At 61.1% G+C, this 19,730-nt stretch carries 23 protein-coding genes and 1 tRNA gene; 16 read left to right on the forward strand and 8 right to left on the reverse strand.

The annotated features are described in order from the left end of the window. Positions 1–63: 63 nt before the first annotated feature. Positions 64–672 (forward strand): undecaprenyl diphosphate synthase family protein, encoded by a 609-nt coding sequence (locus AV059_RS11920; protein WP_058994665.1) that lies wholly within the window; start codon positions 64–66, stop codon positions 670–672. Between the two features lie 4 nt (positions 673–676). On the opposite strand, the gene uppS is transcribed toward AV059_RS11920, so the two are convergent. After that, positions 677–1,603: a polyprenyl diphosphate synthase gene (uppS, locus tag AV059_RS11925; protein WP_058994667.1), complete on the reverse strand. Its 927-nt coding sequence runs from the start codon at positions 1,601–1,603 to the stop codon at positions 677–679. 115 nt (positions 1,604–1,718) lie between these two features. Between uppS and AV059_RS11930 the strand changes: the two genes are divergently transcribed. The 3 genes from AV059_RS11930 to AV059_RS11940 all read left to right on the forward strand — a co-directional run bounded on the left by AV059_RS11930 (position 1,719) and on the right by AV059_RS11940 (position 2,694). Beyond that, complete coding sequence (locus AV059_RS11930; protein WP_004517065.1) at positions 1,719–1,913, forward strand: cold-shock protein; 195 nt, start codon at positions 1,719–1,721, stop codon at positions 1,911–1,913. 2 nt (positions 1,914–1,915) lie between these two features. Further along, positions 1,916–2,110, forward strand: a complete 195-nt coding sequence (locus tag AV059_RS11935; RefSeq protein ID WP_004957702.1) for a cold-shock protein — start codon at positions 1,916–1,918, stop codon at positions 2,108–2,110. A 173-nt stretch (positions 2,111–2,283) separates the two neighbouring features. Then, positions 2,284–2,694, forward strand: a complete 411-nt coding sequence (locus AV059_RS11940; protein ID WP_058994669.1) for a DUF5778 family protein — start codon at positions 2,284–2,286, stop codon at positions 2,692–2,694. A gap of 5 nt (positions 2,695–2,699) precedes the next feature. On the opposite strand, the gene AV059_RS11945 is transcribed toward AV059_RS11940, so the two are convergent. Next, a complete protein-coding gene (locus AV059_RS11945; RefSeq protein WP_049938914.1) occupies positions 2,700–2,990 on the reverse strand; it encodes a hypothetical protein in 291 nt (96 codons plus the stop codon). A 111-nt stretch (positions 2,991–3,101) separates the two neighbouring features. Between AV059_RS11945 and AV059_RS11950 the strand changes: the two genes are divergently transcribed. The 6 genes from AV059_RS11950 (at position 3,102) to AV059_RS11975 (ending at position 7,699) form a co-directional block, all read left to right on the forward strand. Then, the gene (locus AV059_RS11950; RefSeq protein ID WP_058994671.1) at positions 3,102–4,157 is read left to right on the forward strand and encodes an Lrp/AsnC family transcriptional regulator; all 1,056 of its coding nucleotides are present in this window, start codon (positions 3,102–3,104) and stop codon (positions 4,155–4,157) included. A 46-nt stretch (positions 4,158–4,203) separates the two neighbouring features. Continuing rightward, positions 4,204–4,851 (forward strand): bifunctional precorrin-2 dehydrogenase/sirohydrochlorin ferrochelatase, encoded by a 648-nt coding sequence (locus AV059_RS11955; RefSeq protein WP_058994673.1) that lies wholly within the window; start codon positions 4,204–4,206, stop codon positions 4,849–4,851. After that, positions 4,848–6,194: a glutamyl-tRNA reductase gene (gene hemA, locus AV059_RS11960; protein ID WP_058994674.1), complete on the forward strand. Its 1,347-nt coding sequence runs from the start codon at positions 4,848–4,850 to the stop codon at positions 6,192–6,194. The genes AV059_RS11955 and hemA overlap by 4 nt, the downstream gene beginning before the upstream one ends. A 41-nt stretch (positions 6,195–6,235) precedes the next feature. Then, positions 6,236–6,514 carry a 4a-hydroxytetrahydrobiopterin dehydratase gene (locus tag AV059_RS11965; protein ID WP_058994677.1) on the forward strand — a complete coding sequence of 93 codons (279 nt, stop codon included), beginning with the start codon at positions 6,236–6,238 and terminating at the stop codon, positions 6,512–6,514. A gap of 10 nt (positions 6,515–6,524) precedes the next feature. Further along, positions 6,525–6,944, forward strand: a complete 420-nt coding sequence (gene lwrS / locus AV059_RS11970; protein WP_058997588.1) for an LWR-salt protein — start codon at positions 6,525–6,527, stop codon at positions 6,942–6,944. A 107-nt stretch (positions 6,945–7,051) separates the two neighbouring features. After that, entirely contained in the window at positions 7,052–7,699 is a 648-nt protein-coding gene (locus tag AV059_RS11975) for an HAD family hydrolase (protein WP_058994679.1), read from the forward strand. Here the strand turns inward: AV059_RS11975 and AV059_RS11980 are convergent. Then, complete coding sequence (locus AV059_RS11980) at positions 7,687–8,613, reverse strand: molybdopterin-binding protein (protein ID WP_058994681.1); 927 nt, start codon at positions 8,611–8,613, stop codon at positions 7,687–7,689. The two genes, AV059_RS11975 and AV059_RS11980, sit on opposite strands and share 13 nt — an antisense overlap. A gap of 111 nt (positions 8,614–8,724) precedes the next feature. On the opposite strand from AV059_RS11980, the gene AV059_RS11985 reads away from it, so the two are divergent. Genes AV059_RS11985 through AV059_RS11995 form a run of 3 tightly spaced genes read left to right on the forward strand, consistent with a single transcriptional unit; the run spans position 8,725 to position 11,642 of the window. Beyond that, positions 8,725–9,501: a GIDE domain-containing protein gene (locus AV059_RS11985; RefSeq protein WP_058994683.1), complete on the forward strand. Its 777-nt coding sequence runs from the start codon at positions 8,725–8,727 to the stop codon at positions 9,499–9,501. Between the two features lie 47 nt (positions 9,502–9,548). After that, on the forward strand, positions 9,549–9,905 hold the full coding sequence (locus AV059_RS11990) for an Hsp20/alpha crystallin family protein (RefSeq protein WP_004957670.1): 357 nt from the start codon (positions 9,549–9,551) through the stop codon (positions 9,903–9,905). An 18-nt stretch (positions 9,906–9,923) separates the two neighbouring features. After that, positions 9,924–11,642, forward strand: coding sequence for an AarF/ABC1/UbiB kinase family protein (locus tag AV059_RS11995; protein ID WP_058994685.1), 1,719 nt, complete (start codon positions 9,924–9,926; stop codon positions 11,640–11,642). A 21-nt stretch (positions 11,643–11,663) separates the two neighbouring features. On the opposite strand, the gene AV059_RS12000 is transcribed toward AV059_RS11995, so the two are convergent. Then, positions 11,664–12,191 carry a GNAT family N-acetyltransferase gene (locus tag AV059_RS12000; protein ID WP_058994687.1) on the reverse strand — a complete coding sequence of 176 codons (528 nt, stop codon included), beginning with the start codon at positions 12,189–12,191 and terminating at the stop codon, positions 11,664–11,666. 166 nt (positions 12,192–12,357) lie between these two features. After that, complete coding sequence (locus AV059_RS12005) at positions 12,358–13,128, reverse strand: class I SAM-dependent methyltransferase (protein ID WP_058994689.1); 771 nt, start codon at positions 13,126–13,128, stop codon at positions 12,358–12,360. A gap of 338 nt (positions 13,129–13,466) precedes the next feature. Here AV059_RS12005 and AV059_RS12010 point away from each other — a divergent pair, with 338 nt between their 5' ends. Next, positions 13,467–14,885, forward strand: a complete 1,419-nt coding sequence (locus AV059_RS12010; protein ID WP_058994691.1) for a sulfatase-like hydrolase/transferase — start codon at positions 13,467–13,469, stop codon at positions 14,883–14,885. 6 nt (positions 14,886–14,891) lie between these two features. After that, positions 14,892–15,302: a GtrA family protein gene (locus AV059_RS12015; RefSeq protein WP_058994693.1), complete on the forward strand. Its 411-nt coding sequence runs from the start codon at positions 14,892–14,894 to the stop codon at positions 15,300–15,302. On the opposite strand, the gene AV059_RS12020 is transcribed toward AV059_RS12015, so the two are convergent. Beyond that, the gene (locus AV059_RS12020) at positions 15,299–16,246 is read right to left on the reverse strand and encodes a MoxR family ATPase (protein ID WP_004957659.1); all 948 of its coding nucleotides are present in this window, start codon (positions 16,244–16,246) and stop codon (positions 15,299–15,301) included. The genes AV059_RS12015 and AV059_RS12020 overlap by 4 nt on opposite strands. An 85-nt stretch (positions 16,247–16,331) precedes the next feature. Between AV059_RS12020 and AV059_RS12025 the strand changes: the two genes are divergently transcribed. Then, positions 16,332–16,416: transfer RNA gene (locus AV059_RS12025), tRNA-Ser, on the forward strand. A gap of 134 nt (positions 16,417–16,550) precedes the next feature. On the opposite strand, the gene AV059_RS12030 is transcribed toward AV059_RS12025, so the two are convergent. Beyond that, a complete protein-coding gene (locus AV059_RS12030) occupies positions 16,551–17,375 on the reverse strand; it encodes a PH domain-containing protein (protein WP_079990761.1) in 825 nt (274 codons plus the stop codon). 3 nt (positions 17,376–17,378) lie between these two features. Continuing rightward, complete coding sequence (locus AV059_RS12035) at positions 17,379–18,587, reverse strand: hypothetical protein (RefSeq protein WP_228841791.1); 1,209 nt, start codon at positions 18,585–18,587, stop codon at positions 17,379–17,381. Positions 18,588–19,730 lie beyond the last annotated feature (1,143 nt).

The raw sequence follows: 19,730 nt of genomic DNA on the forward strand, positions 1-19,730 counted from the left end.
TTTCCGAACTGTGGAGGCGACAGTACCGTGAGATTTACTGGGGCCGTCAGCATACCGGCGGACGTGGGACTATACGACCGATATCTCGCGATGCGCGTTCGGCGCAGCGACGCCGACCTGCCCGAGACGGTCGCGCTGGTGATTACGGAGCGAGACCTGCTTGGAGACGGTGCATACAGGACCTTAGAGCGGTTTTTCGACTGGGCTGTTCAGTACGGCACCGACACCGTCGTCGTCTACGTGAGCGTTCTTGATGAGGAGGCGATCCCGACGCTGCAGCGCGAACTCGAAAGCGTCACCGCGCCACGGGAGATCGCGGTCAGAGTACCGGACGACGAGACGACAGCCGACGCTCCGATTCAGATTTCAATCGGACTCGGCGGGCAGTCAGAGTTCGCGACGGCCGTCCAAAAACTGGCAGAAGATGTTGACGCAGGCTCACTCGACCCGGGCGACATCGACGAGGCCGCAGTTGAGGAGCATCTCGTCTTTCCGACCGACCCGGATCTGGTCATCAAGACCGGGGCCGAGCGGCTTTCGGATTTCATGATCTGGCAGTCCGTGTATTCGGAGCTGTATTTCACCGACGTGAACTGGCAGAACTTCCGGCTGCGAGATTACTTGCGGGCGCTGCGAGATTATCAGGAGCGACAGCGGCGCTTTGGCCGCTAGGATATCAGTCCGCGAGGTCGTACTCTTCGTCGAGTTGCTCGCGTTCGGTACTCGGGAGCGCGTCACGGAACCGCCCGAGCATCCGCTTGGCCGTCGGCAGTTCCGACTGCTCGATGGCACGAACCAGTGCCAGTGACCGCTCGGCACGGGTCGTCCGCCAGGAATCCTCGCGATTCTGGTACGTTCGGATCGCCCGCAGGAAGTCGACCTTCCGGAATTCGGGCCAGTAGGGCGTACAGAAGAACGTGGCGGCCTCGTTGCCGTTGGCGTGCCACGGCAGGAAGTTCGAGGTGCGTTCGTCACCGCCGGTTCGAACGATGAGATCAACGTCGCGGGTCGGCCCCTCGTAAAGCCGCTCTTCGATGGTTTCCGCAGAGACGTCCGTCGGGTCGAGAGTCTCGTTTTCGACAGCGGCGGCAACGTCGCGGGCCGCACCGAGCAACTCGGCCCGGCCGCCATAGGCCAGCGCGATGTTGAGGTTGAGCTGATCGTACTGGGCGGTTCGCCCTTCAGCGTAGTCGATAGCGTCACGTACCCGCTCGGGTAGCATCTCCGTCTCGCCGATGGCGCGGATACACACGCCGGCCTCGTGGACTCGGTCGGCGTCGGCAAACGTTCGGAGCTTCTGTTCGACGAGGTCGAAGATGTGCTCGCGCTCCTCGGGGTCGCGATCGAAATTCTCCGTCGAGAACGTGTACAGCGTCACCTCACGAATGCCGAGTTCGTCGCACCAGTTCAACAGTGCCTCCGTCGTTTGGGCCCCTTCCCTGTGGCCCTCCTGCTTTTTCGCGCCCTGCTTTTCAGCGTATCTTCGGTTCCCGTCCATAATGACTGCGACGTGGTCCGGCGTTCCAGACAGTTCCCACTGGAGCAATCGCTCGTAGGCTGCATATCCCAGTCGCTTCCCCCTCGATAGCATCGTTGTGTACATTTCAACCACTCAATAAGGGCTTTGTGGAAGGGATCGGGTACAGTTATTTCCTCCCTAATCTATCGAAATATATGCGCATAGTTTTAATATACCCCGGCTTAACGTTCAAATTGCAATGGCGACCGGTACGGTAGACTTCTTCAACGACACAGGCGGTTACGGTTTCATCGATACCGAAGACTCCGACGAGGACGTCTTCTTCCACATGGAGGACATCGACGGTCCTGACCTCGAGGAGGGGCAAGAAGTGGAATTCGAGATTGAGCAGGCCGACAAAGGCCCGCGCGCGAAAAACCTCACGCGGCTGTAACCATGGCGACAGGCACTGTAGACTTCTTCAACGATACGGGTGGCTACGGTTTCATCGAAACCGACGATGCCGACGAAGACGTGTTCTTCCACATGGAAGACGTCGGCGGCCCGGACTTAGAAGAAGGGCAAGAAGTCGAATTCGACATCGAACAGGCAGATAAAGGCCCGCGGGCGAAGAACCTCGAGCGACTGTAAGCGAGGGCGGCTCGCTTTTCAACGGGTTCGGGACCGACTGAGCGGTGCGACTCGGTAGCGTGTGGGTTCCCACCGCTGTCGCTGCACCGCCTCTCGAACCGAATATCTTCGGGTAGACCTATCAGCACTCTGAATCCGAAGTGCCTTAGGGACAGCAACACCGACCGCATGGTATGAGCGAGGCCGACGCACTCGACGATGACCTTTACCGCCGGACCAAACAGCTACTTGAGCCGGGCGAGATTCAGCTCAACGGCGCTGTCGTCCACACGGAGTACGACGGTAGCGACGAGATAGAGATGATGCAGGCCACCATCGAGGTCGGTGAGTTCATCGCCGAGGGCGCTGGTCTGGACCCGACAGACACGTTCGTCTACTCCGGCAGCGACGACCCCGAGTTCGCGTCGAACCAGCATCAGGGCCTCACGCTGGACGACGAGGAGTTCGTCTGGGAGTGTCAGCAGCTCCTTCGCAACGGTTCCTTCGATCTAGTGTTCTACTACGAGGCGAGCGCCGACCACGACGGGATTCTCGAAGCTGTCGAGGACGCTGGCTACGCAGTCACCGGCGTCGAAGGCGAGTAAGCCTGTCAATCGCCGGTCGACAGCCGCTCTTGGCAATTGTGACAGTACGTGTAGTTGGGACCGTTCGCTGCGCCACAGATACGACAGCTCCTTGCGTCGACTGCAGCCTGTTCGAAGTAGGCGTTGAGCTGGCCGGTGTCGCGACCGTTGCGTTGGCCGCTGAACTGCTCGACCAGCGTATCATGTGCGGCGTAATCCATGAGCCGGAACATGAGGACAAACCACAGCGGCACCCCTATCAGGACGAACAGGTAGACCAGCAGCCGGACTGTCAGTTCGGCTGTCGAGATTGCCACACGTGAACTAGGGGCGCAAAGGCGTAAAACGCTCCGGCGACCCGGATATGCGGGCCGCGTTCGCTCGCCTGTCCCGGGCTGTTTTTATTCGCAGAACTCCCAGCTTTCGGTATGAGCGAAGACCTCGGGACGGTAGACCGGGCGGTGTTGAACGCCTTCCAGGGCGGCTTCCCGGTCGTCGAACGGCCGTTCGAACCGGCCGCGGCGGCCCTCGCCGACCACGGCGTCGACATCGACGCGGATGAGCTGTTAGCGCGCGTACAGGACCTCGACGACGCGGGCGTACTCACGCGGTTCGGGGCACTCATCAACGCCGAAGCGATCGGCGGCACCGCCACGCTTGTCGCAACCCACGCCCCAGAGGACAGCTACGACGAACACGCCGAGATGGTAAACGCGTACCCAGAGGTTGCGCACAATTACGAGCGCGAACATCCGCATCTAAATATGTGGTTCGTGGTCTCGGTGGCCGAGGAAAGTCGAGTCGAGGAGGTTCTGGCCGAAATCGAGGCAGAAACCGGTGAGAAGACGTACAACCTCCCGAAACAGCAGGAGTTTCACGTCGGCGCGAAGTTCCCCGTCGAGGGGCCACAGACCCAGGACCTCGACTGCTCGGATCTGGGGCCGGACGTAACACCGACGGACAGCCAGTCCCTGACCGCCGACGAACTGGACCTCGTGTTGGAAATCCAGGACGGGCTCCCGGTCACCGCCACGCCGTACGCTGACGTGGCCGACGAAATCGATGCCGACGTTGATTGGGTACTGGAGACAATACAGCGGTTCAACATGGAGGGAAAGGTCCGCCGCGTCGGCGTTATCCCGAACCACTACGCGCTCGGCTACAGCGAGAACGGGATGACCGTCTGGGATGTGCCCGACGAGGTCATCGACGAGGTCGGCCCCGCTATCGCCGAGTTCGACTTCGTGACACACTGCTACGAGCGGCCCCGCCACGACGACGTCTGGCCGTACAACTTCTTCGCGATGACCCATGGGCGAAGCGAAGCGGAGAGTCAGGAGCGTATCCAGCAGGTCCGCGACCGGATGGCCGAACACTGGGACGTCTCCGAGGACGACTGGGACACGCTGTTCTCGACGCGGATTCTGAAAAAGACGGGTATCAGGCTGGACGAACGAGCGCGACAGAACACAGAAACGGCGTGACCGTGCGTATGCAGGACCGCAGTGCCGAATCAGGGAGTGCCAACCGATGATTCCGCTCATGCACGACTTCGAGGGCGAGACGGTTCTCGTCGTCGGCGGCGGTCCGGTCGGCGCACGCAAGGCCCGCACGTTCGCTACGGAGGCGAGCGTCGTCGTCCTTAGCCCCGAATTCGGCGACCGGACGTTCGCGGACGCGGAAAAGGTCCGGGCTGCACCGACCCCGGAGGACGCCACGGAGTGGGTCAAGCGGACCGACCCGGCGCTGGTCGTCGCCGCGACGGACGACTCCGACCTGAACGACGCCTTTAGCACGGCTGCCGAGGAGCACGGCGCGCTCGTCAACCGCGCCGACGACCACGGCGACCAGTCGTTCGGCAACGTCGTCGTGCCGGCGACGGTGCGGGACGACCCCGTGACGCTCGCGATTGCGACCGGCGGGCGCGCGCCGGCGCTGTCGAAACACCTTCGCGAGCGGTTCGAAGACGAGTTCGGAAACGCTGGTCTGATGGCCGAGGTCGTCGGCGACCTCCGTGAGGACCTGCGCGACCGGGGGGTCCCGGCGGCCGAACGGCGTGACGCCGTCAGGTTCGTTGTCAGGTCACGGGAAGTTTGGAAGGCTTTAGATAGTGGCAGGTACAAGGGAGAGCAAGTAGCTAGAGACGTGATCGGAGAGTTACCTGGTGATCAAATGTGAGAGGGGACACTGGTGCAATTGTTGGGGTCTGTATCTCCCATGAGCGCGCAAGCGTCGACCAATTAGAGACCGCTGCGGCGGATAGCGAGCGCCATGCGGTCGAATCCTTGCTCGCGAACCCCGCGGTCGAAGAAGCGATTGCGCTACAGACGTGTAACCGTACCGAAGGGTACGTCGTTGTCTCTGATCACGAGGACGGGCTTGACGCGCTCGAACTGTTCACCCGCGCCGTGCCCGACGACGTCGTTGTTGAGATGGGTCACGAGGAGAGTCTCCGTCACTTGCTCCGAGTAGCCGCCGGGCTTGAATCGATTGTGCTTGGCGAAGACCAGATCCTTGGCCAGCTTCGAACCGCCTATGAGACCGCCCGCGGCGTTGGCGGCATCGGACCGATGCTGGAAGACGGTGTCACGAAGGCGATTCACGTCGGCGAACGCGCCCGCACGGAGACGAAAATCAACGAGGGTGTCGTCTCGATTGCCTCCGCCGCGGTTCGCCTTCTCAAACAGGAGAGTTCGCTAGCAGACGGGACAGCGCTCGTTGTCGGGGCTGGCGAGATGGGCCAGCTCGCTGTGGATGCGCTCAGTGAGGAGGTAGACCGGCTACTCGTGGCCAACCGGACGGTCCCACACGCGGAGCATATCGCCGACTCAGTCGACATCGACGCCAGTGCGGTTGCGCTCGACGGCATCGAAGCGGCTGTCTCTGAGGCCAGTGCCGTCATTTCGGCGACAGGGAGCGGTGATCAGGTGTTCGATATCGGAACCTTCAGCGATGCCGGCGAGGTGTCGATTGTCGACATCGCCCAGCCGCGTGACGTCCCGGCCGGCGCGGACCGACTCCCGTCGGTGACGGTGTACGATCTCGATGCACTGGAGTCGGTGACCGCCGAAACGCGGAACAAGCGACAGCGAGCCGCCGAAGCGGTCGAGCGTATCGTCGACGAGGAGTTCGACCGCCTGCTCACGCAGTACAAGCGCAAACGCGCCGACAGGGTCATCTCGACGATGTACGAAAGCGCCGAACAGGTCAAGGCAGCAGAAATAAACAGTGCGCTCTCGGCAGCTGACTTCGATGATGAACAGGCCGAAGTCGTTGAAGCAATGGCCGACGCTATCGTCTCGCAGATCCTCGCCGCACCGACCAAGAGCCTGCGCGACGCCGCGGAGGAGGATGACTGGTCGACGATTCATACGGCGCTCCAGCTGTTCGACCCGGACTTCGGCGGCCCCGACCAGGCTACCCCGCCCGAGTTCACCCAAGGCATGTCGGTCGAGGACATCCCTGACGGTATGCGCGACGAGATCCCGAACGCGATGCTCGACCGGCTCTCTGACGACTGACCACGCCCACCTTTTTGCCCACGCCGCCCGACGTAGCCGATATGGCAGACTTGCTCTCTGACGACGAGATTAGCGACCGGCTACCCGAGCAATGGACCCGCGAAGGCGACGAAATCGTCCGCGTCTTCGAGTTCGACGGCTATCTGGACGCGTCGGGCTTTCTGAGCGCCGCGGCGGGCCTCGCAGAGGACGCGTGGCATCATCCGGAGATGACCATCCGATGGGGCGAAGTCGAAGTCCGACTCACGACCCACGACGCAGGCGGCATCACTGAAAACGACATCGGCCTGGCCGAGCGGCTGAACGGCATCCACGACTGAGGGTGTGACCGTGGACACGACCGACGGACTTGCGGCGCTCCAGCCGACCGACCCCGACGGCGCGACCGCCCGGTACGTATTTCGGGTGGAACTCCGGCTGGAGCCAGACGCTGATGGGCTGTGGACCGATCCCGACCGGTTCGAGACGACGCTGTATCGGGCGGCCGACGACCCGGGGACCAGCGGCTGGCTGTTCTTCCGGGACACGCTTTGGCGGGGCGAGCTGGCCGACGAACCGCACTTCCGTCGGCTCGTCGAGGACGAACTCGGCTATCAGGTCGTTTCGGTGTCGTTCAGTGAACTCCGGACTGACGAGGCGTATCTGGATTCACTGAAAGCCGAAATCGCCGACGACCTGACCCTGTTTAACGCTGACTCGGTCAGCGAGGTGCTCACCAAGTATCTCGGCAGTTCAGTTCGTGTGGCGTAACAGGAACCGTCACTGCGTAGTCAGTGGCTACAGGCCGGTTATACGCAGCAAAACCGGTCGTAGGGCCCGAAAGACTTTATCAGAGAATCGCTAAATAATCTATCCTCATGACCACCGACTACGACTTCTGGCTGTTTGATCTCGACGGGACGCTCGTCGATATCGAGCCAGCGTACCCCCGGAAGGTAATGGGCGCCGTCGGCGACCGCCTCGGCGTCGAGTTCACCGACCGGGAACGGGATGCACTCTGGTACGGATTCGGTGGGACACGGTCACGGACGCTTGCGGAGCGCGGCGTCGACCAGCAGGAGTTCTGGCGGCTGTTCCACGAGGAGGAAGACCCCGTTGCTCGGGCCGAGGCGACGTACCTCTACGACGACGCCGAGACGTTCCTTGCGACCCTCGATACACCGGTCGGACTGGTCACGCACTGCCAGCAGTACCTCACCGAACCAGTCCTTGACCATCTGGATATCACCGACTGGTTCGAAACGGTCGTCTGCTGTGACGATGACATCGGCTGGAAGCCCGACCCGAAGCCGGTCGAACTGGCGATGCGGGAGATGGATGTCTGGTACAACGGCCACAGCGGCGTGCTGGCGGGAGATAATCCGTCAGACATCGGCGCGGCGTGGAACGCGGGCCTCGATGGCGTCCACGTCGGCCGGCGGTCCCCGGCAGAGATGGGTCGGTGCGTGCGCGGCGACAGACGCGTCGCCTCGCTACTCGACCTGGCGTCGTCTCAGGGCAGGTAGTCCCAGTTTTCCACAGTGACGGTCGTTCCGGCATCGATAGCGGCCTCGTCATCGGGCACGGACACCCAGCCGTCGGCACGGGTCGCCGTCGCGAGGTCAACGCCGGGCAGCGGCGTTGCTGTCCCGTCGCTCACAGCGACTGGCGTAAACGTCTTGACACCGTGCTGACTGTCGACGGCCGCCGCCAGTGTCGCTCGTGACTCCGGGTGTGCAGACAGCGGTGCATCGGCAAACGCCTTCAGTAGCGGACGAAGGAGCTGTACCGCGCCGACGCGGGCTGCACTCGGCGACTCCGGCAACAGCAGGACCGGGCGATCCTCGACGACAGCGATGCCCGTCCGCTGGCCTGGGTCGATATCGACGTAGTCGGTGAACACCGCACCGAGATCCACAACGACCTCTCGAAGCGTATCCCCCGGCTTGGTCCCGGTGATGACGAGCGCATCACGGGTGAGGTCGCGCTGCACGGCCATCCGAAGCGCCGGAGCGTCGTCGGCGACAGGGTCCCGGTAGGTCACCTTCCCACCCCACCGGTCGACGTACTGTGCCAGGGTAAACCCCGTTGTCTCGACCTCGCGGCCTGCGCTGGTATCCGCTCGGAGTTCGTCGCCGGTCGGGACGATTCCGATCTGTGGTCGCTGGCGGACGAGCAGTTCGGAGACGCCGGTCGCCCGCAGCAGTCCCACATCGCCGGGCCGTACCTGATGGCCCCGGTCGAAGACAGTATCGTCGACCGAGATATCCGCCTCCTCCACGGGTTCGTTCGCCGTCGCATCTGTTGCCAGAACTCGTCCAACAGCGACGGAGAGCGGAATTCTGTCCGTTCGGTCGACGGGGACGGCGAAGCTGCCGAGCTGTCTGCGAGCGGTCTCCAGTGCGAGCGACTCGGCCTCCGACGGCGGGGAGCCAGCCATACCCCTGCTAGTGGGTACTGTGGCAAAAACACCCCGAGTGGCCACGCCCCAGCCGTCGCTTGTCCACACGGACTGGGAACGTTTTTCCTCGGTCGGGTCCGGCATCGACGTATGGTCCTCCCGCAACTGGTCGGCATCGTGTTCCTGACCATCGGCGGTTTCGTCCTTTTCCGCGGCGGCCGGGAACTCAAAACGGTGTTCCACATCCTCCGTAACGACCCGGTCCCGGTGCGTTCGCTCGACGGGCATACTGGTCCCGTCGAAATCACTGGCACAGCCGTCGCCAGCGAGGATGCCGGGACGGTCACAGCTCCCTTCACCGGCAGCGAGTGTCTGGCCTACACCTACGAGGTCGAGGAGTACCGGTCGTCGGGCAAACACTCGAACTGGGAGACGCTGGACGAGGGGCAGGACGGCGTCGACTTCATCGTCGACGACGGGAACGCTCGCGTTCGCGTGAACCCAGACGGAGCGGACGTGCGGTTCGAGTCACAGTCGGTGACAGTGTCCCCGGGGACTGAGCTTCCCGATCGCCTGGCCGACTACGTCGAGCGAACGGAGGGCGTCGAGGCCCAGGATGGGTCCGTGAACCTGCTCGTGACGGAAATCAGCCTGGGGAACAAACAGCGCTTTACCGAGCGTCGGCTGGACGTTGGCGAGGACGTGTACGTCTACGGCCAGGCGATGCGTGGCCCCGCAACGGCGTGGGGAAGCAATCTGGTCGACGCTATCGTCGGGGACGGCGACGGAACGCCGGTGTTCGTCATCTCCGATACCAGCGAGCGTGGCACTGCGCGGCGGATTGTTCGGGGTGCTATCGCCGAGACTGTGTTCGGTCTTGTCGCGGTTATCATCGGCAGCGTTGCCCTCTTGTCCGGGCTTCTGTAGTGGCCGAGACCGTCGGGTTTACCACTGCGTACCACTTAGATGGGCGTATGTCTGCCCTGCGTGAAGCGCTTCGGGACCTTCCCGACGCCGTGTTCGCGGACGTGCTCGAATCCGAGGACGAATACCTGCTCGTGCTCGACCTGCCGGGCGTGACCGCGGAGACAATCGACGTGACCGTTGAAGGGGGCCGCCTTCGGATCGACGGGCAACGGACCAAGGACGTGCCCGGCGAGTTCACGTTCGTCCGCGAGGACCGCTCCGTGTTCCTCGACGCCGAGCTCCCGCTCCCGCCGGACACGACCGGGCAGGGCGGGGAAGGGACCGTGGAAAACGGCGTCCTCGAGCTCCGCCTGCCGAAGGCGACAGCCGCACCGAGCACCACGATCCCGATCGACGGGGACTGACTCAGAGGTGGCAAACCGGTGAATCTTCGCGCGTACTGGCGGTTCCTTGTCGTTGCACGCCACTTCCTGCCCCTGCTGGTCGCGTACGCACGAGACCGAAAGCGCTTCTTCGTGATCGGCTCATCGCGCCGCGTCACGGCTGAACAGCGTCGCAAACGTGCACAACAGCTGCTCGATTCGTTACTAACGCTCGGCCCGACGTTCATCAAACTCGGGCAGATCCTCTCGACGCGGCCGGACGTCCTGCCCCCGGAGTACATCGAGGAGTTCTCGAAGTTACAGGACCGCGTGCCACCGGCGGACTGGGACGATGCACGGGTCGTCATCGAGGACGAACTGGGGTCTGTCGATGACCGCTTCGATGAATTCGAGAGAGAGGCGATAAGCGGCGCATCGCTCGGTCAGGTGTATCTGGCGGAGGTCGACGGCGAGAAGGTCGCCGTCAAGATTCGTCGCCCCGGCATCGAAGCGCTCGTCGAGGCCGACCTGCGGGTCGTCCGCTGGTCGCTCCCGCTGCTGATGTACTTCATCGACGATTCCCGGTCGTTCTCGCTTGAGACACTGGCCGACGAGTTCTCGAAGACCATCCGCGAGGAGATGGACTACCAGCGAGAGGGCCGGATGCTCACCGAGATCCGGGAGAACTTCCGGGACAACGACCGCATCTGCATCCCCAAGGTCAAGGAGTCCCACTCCACGCGGCGCGTCCTGACGATGGAGTACGTTCCCGGCACGAAGATCAACGACATCGACAGCCTCGACGAGGGCGGTATCAACCGGACGGAGCTGGCCGAGACGCTCCAGCGGGCGTACCTCCAGATGATTATCGACGATGGCGTGTTCCACGCCGACCCACATCCCGGAAACCTTGCCGTGCAGGACGACGGGACGCTCGTCTTCTACGACTTCGGGATGTCCGGCCGGGTCGATCCGTTCGTCCAGGACAAGATAATCGACTTCTACGCCGCTGTCGCCGATCAGGATATCAGCGCTATCCTCGATGCTCTTATCGAGATGGGGACGCTCTCGCCTGAGGCCGACCGGCAGGTGATGGGTGACGTGATGGAACTGGCCATCGCCGACGCTCGTGGCGAGGACATCGAGCAGTACCGCGTCCAGCAGATCATTCAGCAGGTCGAGGACACCATCTACGAGTTCCCGCTTCGGCTGCCGGCGAACCTGGCGCTCGTGTTGCGCGTCGCCACGGTCGTTGAAGGCGTCTGTGTCACTCTTGACGAGGACTTCGACTTCATCGGCGTTGCCACCGACTATCTCCGCGAGGAAGGATATCTCGCAGAGGGCGTGCGGAACTTCGTCGAGGACCGGGCAACCGAAGTGTCCGACGCCGCTCGGTCGGCCGTCCGTATCCCGCCGAAGCTGGAGTCCGCCCTCGACAGAGTCGAGCGGGAGGACTTCCGCGTGCAGGCCGACATCGAGGACTCCGATGGCTTGCTCGCAACGATGACTAAGCGACTCATCCTCGGGATGTTGCTCGCAAGCACGCTGTTCTCGACAGCGTTCCTGTACACGCAGGCGTCGCTGCCGGCCACTGGTGTCGGCATCACCGGAACTGTCGGCCTCTCCCTGGCGCTGTGGTGGTCGTTCCGCTCGAAGAAGGCCGTCCGCGCCAAGCCGCAGTTCACGCGACAGAGTATGCGCCAGCAAGACCGGGAGAGCCCGGGTGGACTCAACACCTCCTTCGGTGAGGACACCGACGACGCCTACAGCGGCGACTGAACGCCGCGTCCGACTGTTGGATCAGGGCCGTTTCTCGAAGTGGACGAGTTCGTACTCGCCCTGTGTTGACTGGTCTACCTCTTGGTACCCTTCGTCGCGGTAGAAGGTGACTGCGGCGGGCTGGCTCTGTGATGTCGTCGCAAGCAGGACCTCGTATCCCTGCTCGGCCACTTGCTGTTCGAGTCTGTGGAGGAGGCGGCGACCGTAGCCGCGCCGCTGCCGGGACGGGGCGACCCGCATCCGGTGGAGTTCGGCCGCGCCGGGGACGGTTCGCTCGTCGGCGTGACCAACCTCATTCGGGAGGAACCCGCCCATCGCGGCCAGGCCACCGTCGAACGTCTCCGGGAGTTCGCCGTTGTCGTCGGGAACGACGCCAACGAGAAACGCGCCGCCGCTGTCGAAATACCGCGTCTCGATGTTTTTCAGGTCCGACGTTCCGGGGATGTCGCTGGGGTCGTTTCCGGTCGCTCGCATCGCCCACTCGTGGAGTCGCCAGACCGCGTCGGCGTCTCGGTCGTCGTAGGCTCGAAACTGAATCTGGTCGGTCATCGAATACGTCCAAGATTGTCATTGTCGGAGAGGGGGTTTAATTGGCTCTGTTGAAACTCTCAGGCGGTGATACAAACGGTGCGGTGAATAGAGTGCTTGTAGTCAACAATCATCCAGACGATCACACGTAAACATTGTACACCCCCTACAGAAGTCCGTTCATACGTTACTCTGCAACGGCCCAGAAGCGAACGCTCCCCGGCACCTTCCACAGTAGTTCGGGGAGATCGCTATCGTTTCGATCATCGAGTGTGGTCTGGTGGTGCCGTGGTTCGAGAAGACGCTTGACGGTGAATCCGGCATCAACGAGGGAATTGTGAAGATCGGCAACCGTGTGATCAAAGGCGATCAAGTTCGCTTCGTAGTCGTCGTTAATCGTGATTTCCCGCCGACCGGTGTCGTAGTAGCTGCGTTCGAAAATCTCTTTTTCGACATCCAGACTCTCGTGTATGGGATGTGGCACGCTGAGGACGAAGATGCCGCCATCTCGGAGAACGCGGTGAACTTCTCGAAACGCCTCACCGAGATGCTTGATCATCTGGTAGACTGTCTCGGAAGACGCTACATCGAAGCTATCGTCGGGGAGTGGGAGGTTCGTGATATCTCCTTTGAGAAACTGTGCATCAACGTCGTAGAAATCTCGCAACTGCCGTGCGTGCTGCAGTTGTTCGCCTGAGATATCCACTCCGACGACAGTTTCCGCACCAAGCTCAGCGGTCCCGACACTGGCTTGGCCGCCTCCACATCCTAGTTCGACGTAGTCCTTCTCTGCAACTGAATCAAGAATGTCGGGTTGAGGCTCGCCCGGACCATCCGAACCGAATGGCGATGGCGCCGGCGGAAGCTCCCCATCCACGGTATTTGCGTTCCATAACGCTTGGAAATCATCGCTCCATTCGTTCCAGAGTTGCTGGTTTTCGTGTTTGTGTTCGGTCATCAGCCCTGTGTCTGGGTCATTCTAGTCGCCTTGTATCAATTGTTTCGTTAATTTCACTTTTCAGTCATTCTCTCATAGAACACTGCACGAGATATACCTCCCTGTATTCAGCCGCCTGCTGAGACCTATCGGCGTTTGAGGGTTTCACAAGGCTACTTAATTCTACCTTATCAGTGTATGGTTCTATTATACGCCTCTGAATTTATCCGGAACGTTCAGTATTCAGTGTCTGGTATAGGGGGTATGAGAAACTACGGTGGCACGCGCTGGGTGCAACCCCCGGTCTGCGGACGCGATACGTCGGTAACATTGCGAATGAGGGGGACGGTGGGTCGGTTATGACGGCCCCAGAAACGAACAACGTGGTGCTAGTCACGATTGATTCGCTGCGGGCCGACGCGCTGGGTGGCGCTGACAGTGTCTCACCCGTGATGGACTCGCTGGCCGACTCGGGCGTCGTCTTCGAAAACGCCGTGGCACAGGGGAACTGGACGCCGTTTTCGTTCCCCAGCATTCACGGGTCGCGACCGGTGTTCACCGAAAGCGAGGATATCGGTCTGGCCTCAACACCGACGCTGGCCGAGCAGGTGTCTGATGCCGGTGTCGAGACGGCAGGGTTCAACGCCGCAAACGGCTTTCTCACCGACCACTGGGGGTACGACCGCGGGTTCGACGAGTTCGAGCCGTTCGTCGACAGCGGCGGCTACAGCAAGTACCTGGCAGCTCACCCGACGATTCAGGCATGGGTCCAGCTCGGCACTTCACCGTTCCGGCGCGCCGCGACCGTTCTCAGCGGCGGGTCCGACGAACGCCCCTTCGCCGACGTGTCCCGGATGGGCGACCTCGAAGACCACGCCACTGCGTTTCTAGAGACGACCGACGGACCGTTCTTCCTCTGGGTCCACTACATGGACACGCACACGCCGTACGTGCCGGCTCCGCGGCACATCCGCGAGGTATCGGACAATCACTTCGGCGTCCTCCGGATGCTCACCTCACACCTCCGAACCGGACTGGGCTGGGAAGTCGACGACCGGACGCTGGAGACGCTCCGGACGCTGTACGAGGCGACGGTCCGGCAGGTCGACGCCAGCGTCGGTCGGCTCCTCGACACTCTCGAAACCGAGGGGCACCGTGACGATACGGCCGTCGTCGTCGCCGGCGACCACGGCGAGGAGTTCCTCGAACATGGCCACCTTGCTCACTATCCCAAGCTCTACCGGGAGCTCATCGATGTTCCCTACATCGTCTCGACACCGGAGAGCGAGCACCAGTCGGTCGACACGCCGGTCGGCCTCGACACAATCGCGCCGACAGTGTGCGACCTGCTGTCGCTCACGCCAGCGGCGGAGTGGGATGGCGCCTCTGTCGCTCCAGCAGTCCACGGCGCGGCCATCGAGGACCGCGGTCCCATCGTCTCCGCAGCGGTCCGAGGCGAGAGCGTGACTAGCCAGCCGATTCCGCGAAGCCGTGCGGATGGGGAACTCCTCCTCAGCGCACGCGACGAGCGCTACACGTACATCGAATTCACCGAATCGGGCCAGCAGGAACTGTACGACCGGACAAACGACCCTGAGGAACAGGTCGACCTGTGCTCGGACTCGACGGACGCCGACCCGCCCGCGACCGTCCTCGACCGGCTGTCGGATGCCGTTGCCGACCACCTCGCCGAACTCGACAGCGACGGGACGGGGGCTGGAAACACCGAGGCATCCGACGAGATAACAGCACGATTAAAGGCACTCGGTTATCAGTAAGGCTGTATGGCGTCCGCTGTCGTCACACCGGCCCGGCGACAGCAACTCATCCGGTTTTTCCTCGTCGGTGTGTTTGCCGCGTCGGTTCAGCAAGCGCTGCTATGGTTGTTTAACGATATCGGTGGCCTGAATTACATTTTCGCAGCCGCTATCGCCATCGAATGTACGATTTTGCTCCAGTACGTCCTCAACAACGCCTGGACGTTCCACCGGTCACAGCATTCGGATCTGCGGGAGTACGTCGTCGGGTTAGGGAAGACAAATCTCGTTCGTGGGACGGCGATCCCGCTCCAGTTAGGCCTCCTCTACGCTTTTGTCACCTGGGGTGGCGTCGTGCCGCTGGTCGGCAATGGTGGGGCTATCGTCATTACGGGTGTGTACCGGTACGCGCTGGACGCCCACTGGACGTGGGGTTAGACGGTTGGGACGGGGACCTCATCGAGCACGCTCTGGATGACGGTGCCCTTGTCGACTTGCTCGACGCGGGCATCAGGTGTCAACACCAGCCTGTGGGCCAGCACTGGCTGTGCGACCCGCTTGATATCGTCCGGTGCAACGTACTCCCGACCGGCGATCGTCGCCATCGCTCGCGTCGCCTCGAACAGTCGCTGGGTCCCGCGCGGTGAGACCCCGACGTCGACGCGGTAGTCGTCTCTGGTCGCCCGGACGAGGTCAGCCATGTACTGCAGCAGGTCGTCGTCGACGGTAACTGTCTCCGGAACGCTCCGGAGTTCTTTGACTGACTCCGCGTCAAGCACCGGTTCCACGGTCGGACTCTGTGTCGTTCGACCGGCACGCCGCCGGAGGAGTTCGACCTCGCCCTCGCCGTCAGGATAACCGAGTGATGTCTTTGCCAGAAACCGGTCGACCTGTGCTTCGGGGAGTTCGAAGGTCCCCTCCATGTCGACTGGGTTCTGGGTGGCGATGACAAAGAACGGTTCCGGCAGCTCGTACGTGTCCCCGTCGACGGTGACCTGTCCTTCTTCCATCGCTTCGAGCAGCGCGGACTGGGTCTTTGGCGGTGCGCGGTTGATCTCGTCGGCCAACAGGACGTTGGCGAACACCGGTCCCTCGGTGAATTCGAAGCTCCGGGACTCCTCGTTGAAGATGTGTGTCCCCGTGATATCGGCCGGTAGGAGGTCCGGCGTGAACTGGATGCGGGAGAAGGACAATCCCAGCGCGGTCGCGACGCTGCGGGCGGTCAGCGTTTTTCCCGTGCCAGGAACGTCCTCAAGCAGGACGTGGCCCTTCGCGACGACCCCCAGCAGCACCGTCTCGAAGAAGCCACGGTCAGCGATGACGGCACTCCCGATCTCATCGAGGATCTGACTCGACACTTCGCTTGCCTCGGTAGCGTCCATAGCCTGTCATGTTACGGGTTCGATAAAGGGGTGTCGAGTCCGAAATCGAAACCCCTAAAGAGTAAACGGCGGTACTGATGGGTGAGCCGAGGTAGCCTAGCCTGGCCAAGGCGGTTGCTTCGAGAGCAACTGTCCTCACGGACTCAGGAGTTCAAATCTCCTCCTCGGCGCTACACAATTTGTCTACATCTGAACAGCGCATAGGATTGCGTCTGATCCGCACGCAGTGGAAGGACGCATCGGTTATCGCAGGAATCGCGTTGAGGGCGGACACGTCTTGTCAGGTCAGTCCAGCGACGAGTAGCTATTGCGGGCTCGCTCCGCTGTCAGACTGACTGGCTGCGTCCGACCCATCGTCCGTGGTATCGTCGGCGTCAGCAACCGTGGGCGAGTCCGACTTGCCGCTGGTCGCCCCAGTCGTCGCGGTCTGTCCCTCTTGGAACGGTACATCCTCATCTCGTTCCGGTGTGAGTTCCGAACGAACCAGATCACCGAATTCAGCGGGTTCGTACACTTGGTTGATGGAGATTGTCAGCCCACCGCTAGCACCGGATCGTACGGCGACGTTCCCCAGCCCGAACAGTGAGTCCCAGACAGAGCGGTATTCCTCAACGCCGCGGACCTTCTGCAGTGGGACCTCGTTGCGGAGGAGCGAGACGAACCGGTACTCTTCAACGACTCGCTGATTCGTCAGGAAGTAGGTGGTGAGCGTGTTCTGCCAGTACCGATACAGTCCTCTGGAGAACAGGAATAGTCCGCCAGCGAGCACGAGTGTTGGCTGGTACAGCGGGCGTTGAGTGACGTACAGCAGGTAGCCACCGAGTCCGAGAATGGGTACAGCAATCCCGGCCTCTGCGAGCGCGTTTCGCTGTGCAGGCTTTCGGTCTTCGACGATGTGCTCGCCGTCGCGCAACTGCAACGCTTCAGGCGCGGCAACAGAGTGAACATACACCCCCATTCCGGTGATGAACAGACCGAACCCCATCGTGATGAGTCCAACCGAGGGCGGCGTCTCGGGTTGCGATGGGACCAGTGGGTACGTAGCGGCAAACCAGTAGAAGTAGATACCGGACGCAATCATCGGACCGCCAAAGATTGAGCCCCAGACGGCGGGAAGTCCTCGCGCCATCTGTCAGGCTCCCCTAACCATTTCGTAGAGCATCGCAAAGACGGAACTGACTGTCCCGACGAGTGTCAACGTCATTTGATCAAGGGTCGTTCCGCCGCATTCATTGAAGAAGCCCCGTTCACATGTCTCGCCGCTTGTTCCGTTGTCGTTGTCCGGTTGGCTCGCAAAGGTAGGTGTCTCTCGTGGTGTTTGAGTCGCCGCTGTCTCCGTGGTACTTCCATGGACTGTGACATCGTGGCTGGCGAGGGACGTGTTGCCGACAGTGATAGACTGTGTGACGGGATGTGAAGTGAGTGGGAATACTGCTCGCTTGATCTTTGAGTACGCGACAGCAAACTCGACGGTCTGTCGTTCCCCCGCGGGGATCTCGATACTCCGCGTCGCGACAGTGGTCCCATTGATTCGGTAGACGAACTGGCCATCGAACGCGGCTGTGTCAACGTTTCTGACAGTTACTGCGACTATGTGATGTTCGCCTTCGCGGACGTCTGTTGGAAACGTCGGCTCCTGAGCCGCGAGCGAGTCCGCACTCGCGCCAGATCCACTTTGCAGCTGGACAGCGTCACCGATGCTGGCTCCACCGGCGGTACTAATACTATGGTCGTAGGTCCGGCCTCGCTGGACGGCTGGAGTCGCTGCCTCGATCCGGTCCGCGGTGACAGCAAACGCAACCTGCTGTCGCTCGCCGCCACCCACTGTGACAGTCTTTTCGGCGACAGGTTTCCCTGCGAAGCGGTAGGTTACATCCCGTGTGACCGTTGTTTCACCGGGGTTCGAGACGGTCGCCAGTACGATGAACTGCCGGTCGTTCGGTGCCGTTACGGGATCTTGGAACCCGTTAATTGTCAGATCGATATCCGGCGTTATGCGCACATACCGTGGCACACCTTCTCCGGACTCATTGCGGACGCCGTGCACGTACGTCCCCGTATCGATCGATTCTGTACCAGTCATTCGTCCGTCAGCGGTCTGCTTGAAACGGAGTTCCTGCGACTCGCCGGCATCTAATACGACTGTTCGGTTGTTCACTGTCGCTTCGTTGAACCGGTACTCGATCCGCTCTGAGCGGACCTCCTCGGAGGGGTTTCGCACCATCGCTGTCACCGTGTACGTTTCTCCTGGGCGTATCCGGTCCGGCGCTGAGAGGTTCGCGATTGCGATTCCTGGCGGTGCGTCGATGTGTGTTCTGGTGCTACCCTCGGTCTCCTGCACCGTACGCGTGGACGTAGGTGTTGCTGTCTGTGTGGGAGCAGATGGCGTACTTCGTGTCGGCGACGCCGTGTGTGTGGGTGTTGGCGTCGCGGTATGTGCGGGTGTCGGTGTTGGGGTCGCCGTAGGTGTTGGCGTCGCGGTATGTGTGGGTGTCGGTGTTGGGGTCGCCGTAGGTGTTGGTGTAGACGTCGCATTTGGCGTTTCGGTCCGTGCTGGCGTCGTATTCTGTGACGTTCCAACCGATTGTGTTGGTGGGAGTCTCACTTGTTCGGCCGATACTGTGGGTCCAATCGTGGACCGCAAATCGTCACTATCATCGGTTGCGGCCACACCCGCTGTTGCCAGCGGACTCAGTATCACAAATGCACCGACGAGCAGGGCCAAAGAGACCATTGCTGGAGGGTACTCTGTATTGGGAAGCATATGCTGAAAGTATCGTATCTATATTAATTATCGTATTTTTAGATTACAGCGACTGTCACCAGTGATAGACGGATTTTCAATTATGCGTTCGCTGTCATAGCTAATTGACTGGGCGGCAACCGCTGGATAGTATTTCATCGGTATAGATATGGCTGAGATGTCGGTATGAATAAACGTTTGCCCAGAACAATCAAATATGAGAAATGTCGACTGTTTCTGTTCAGAGCCAATGGAATATACTCAGTATAAAGACGTCTGGACCGTCTCACTAACTGGAAAAAACGATCGGCGGTCGGTTGTCCCCGTTAGCGATACTGTAGCCATTAGAGGCAGTAACGTCCGAAAATACAGTTTCAAAGCAAAAAGAGAAAACAGAACTATTCTAATCAGTGACAGCGCTATTCGAGTTTGTACTTGTGTCAACCGTCGCTTCTAGTTTCGCATTTGTCATTATATGCAGCCTTATATAACAAGCCCGAGCTTATATACACTGGTCAGTACTGTATTATTTACTACAGATACTTACTGTCACCTGAAAGAGAGCCACACAGCTGGCTGGCCTCACGCAGGCGCGAATGAATTGTATCGGTTCATGACTGTGGATATTTATCTGTACTACCTTAGTATGAAATCTAACTATTTTTGGGTCTTTTCATAGGTAACAGACGTTGAAGCCATTCAACGCAGGCATTCGAGTGAACCATTGGGTCGGTTGTCCTC

This window comes from Haloarcula sp. CBA1127 (assembly GCF_001485575.1).
Taxonomy (GTDB): domain Archaea; phylum Halobacteriota; class Halobacteria; order Halobacteriales; family Haloarculaceae; genus Haloarcula.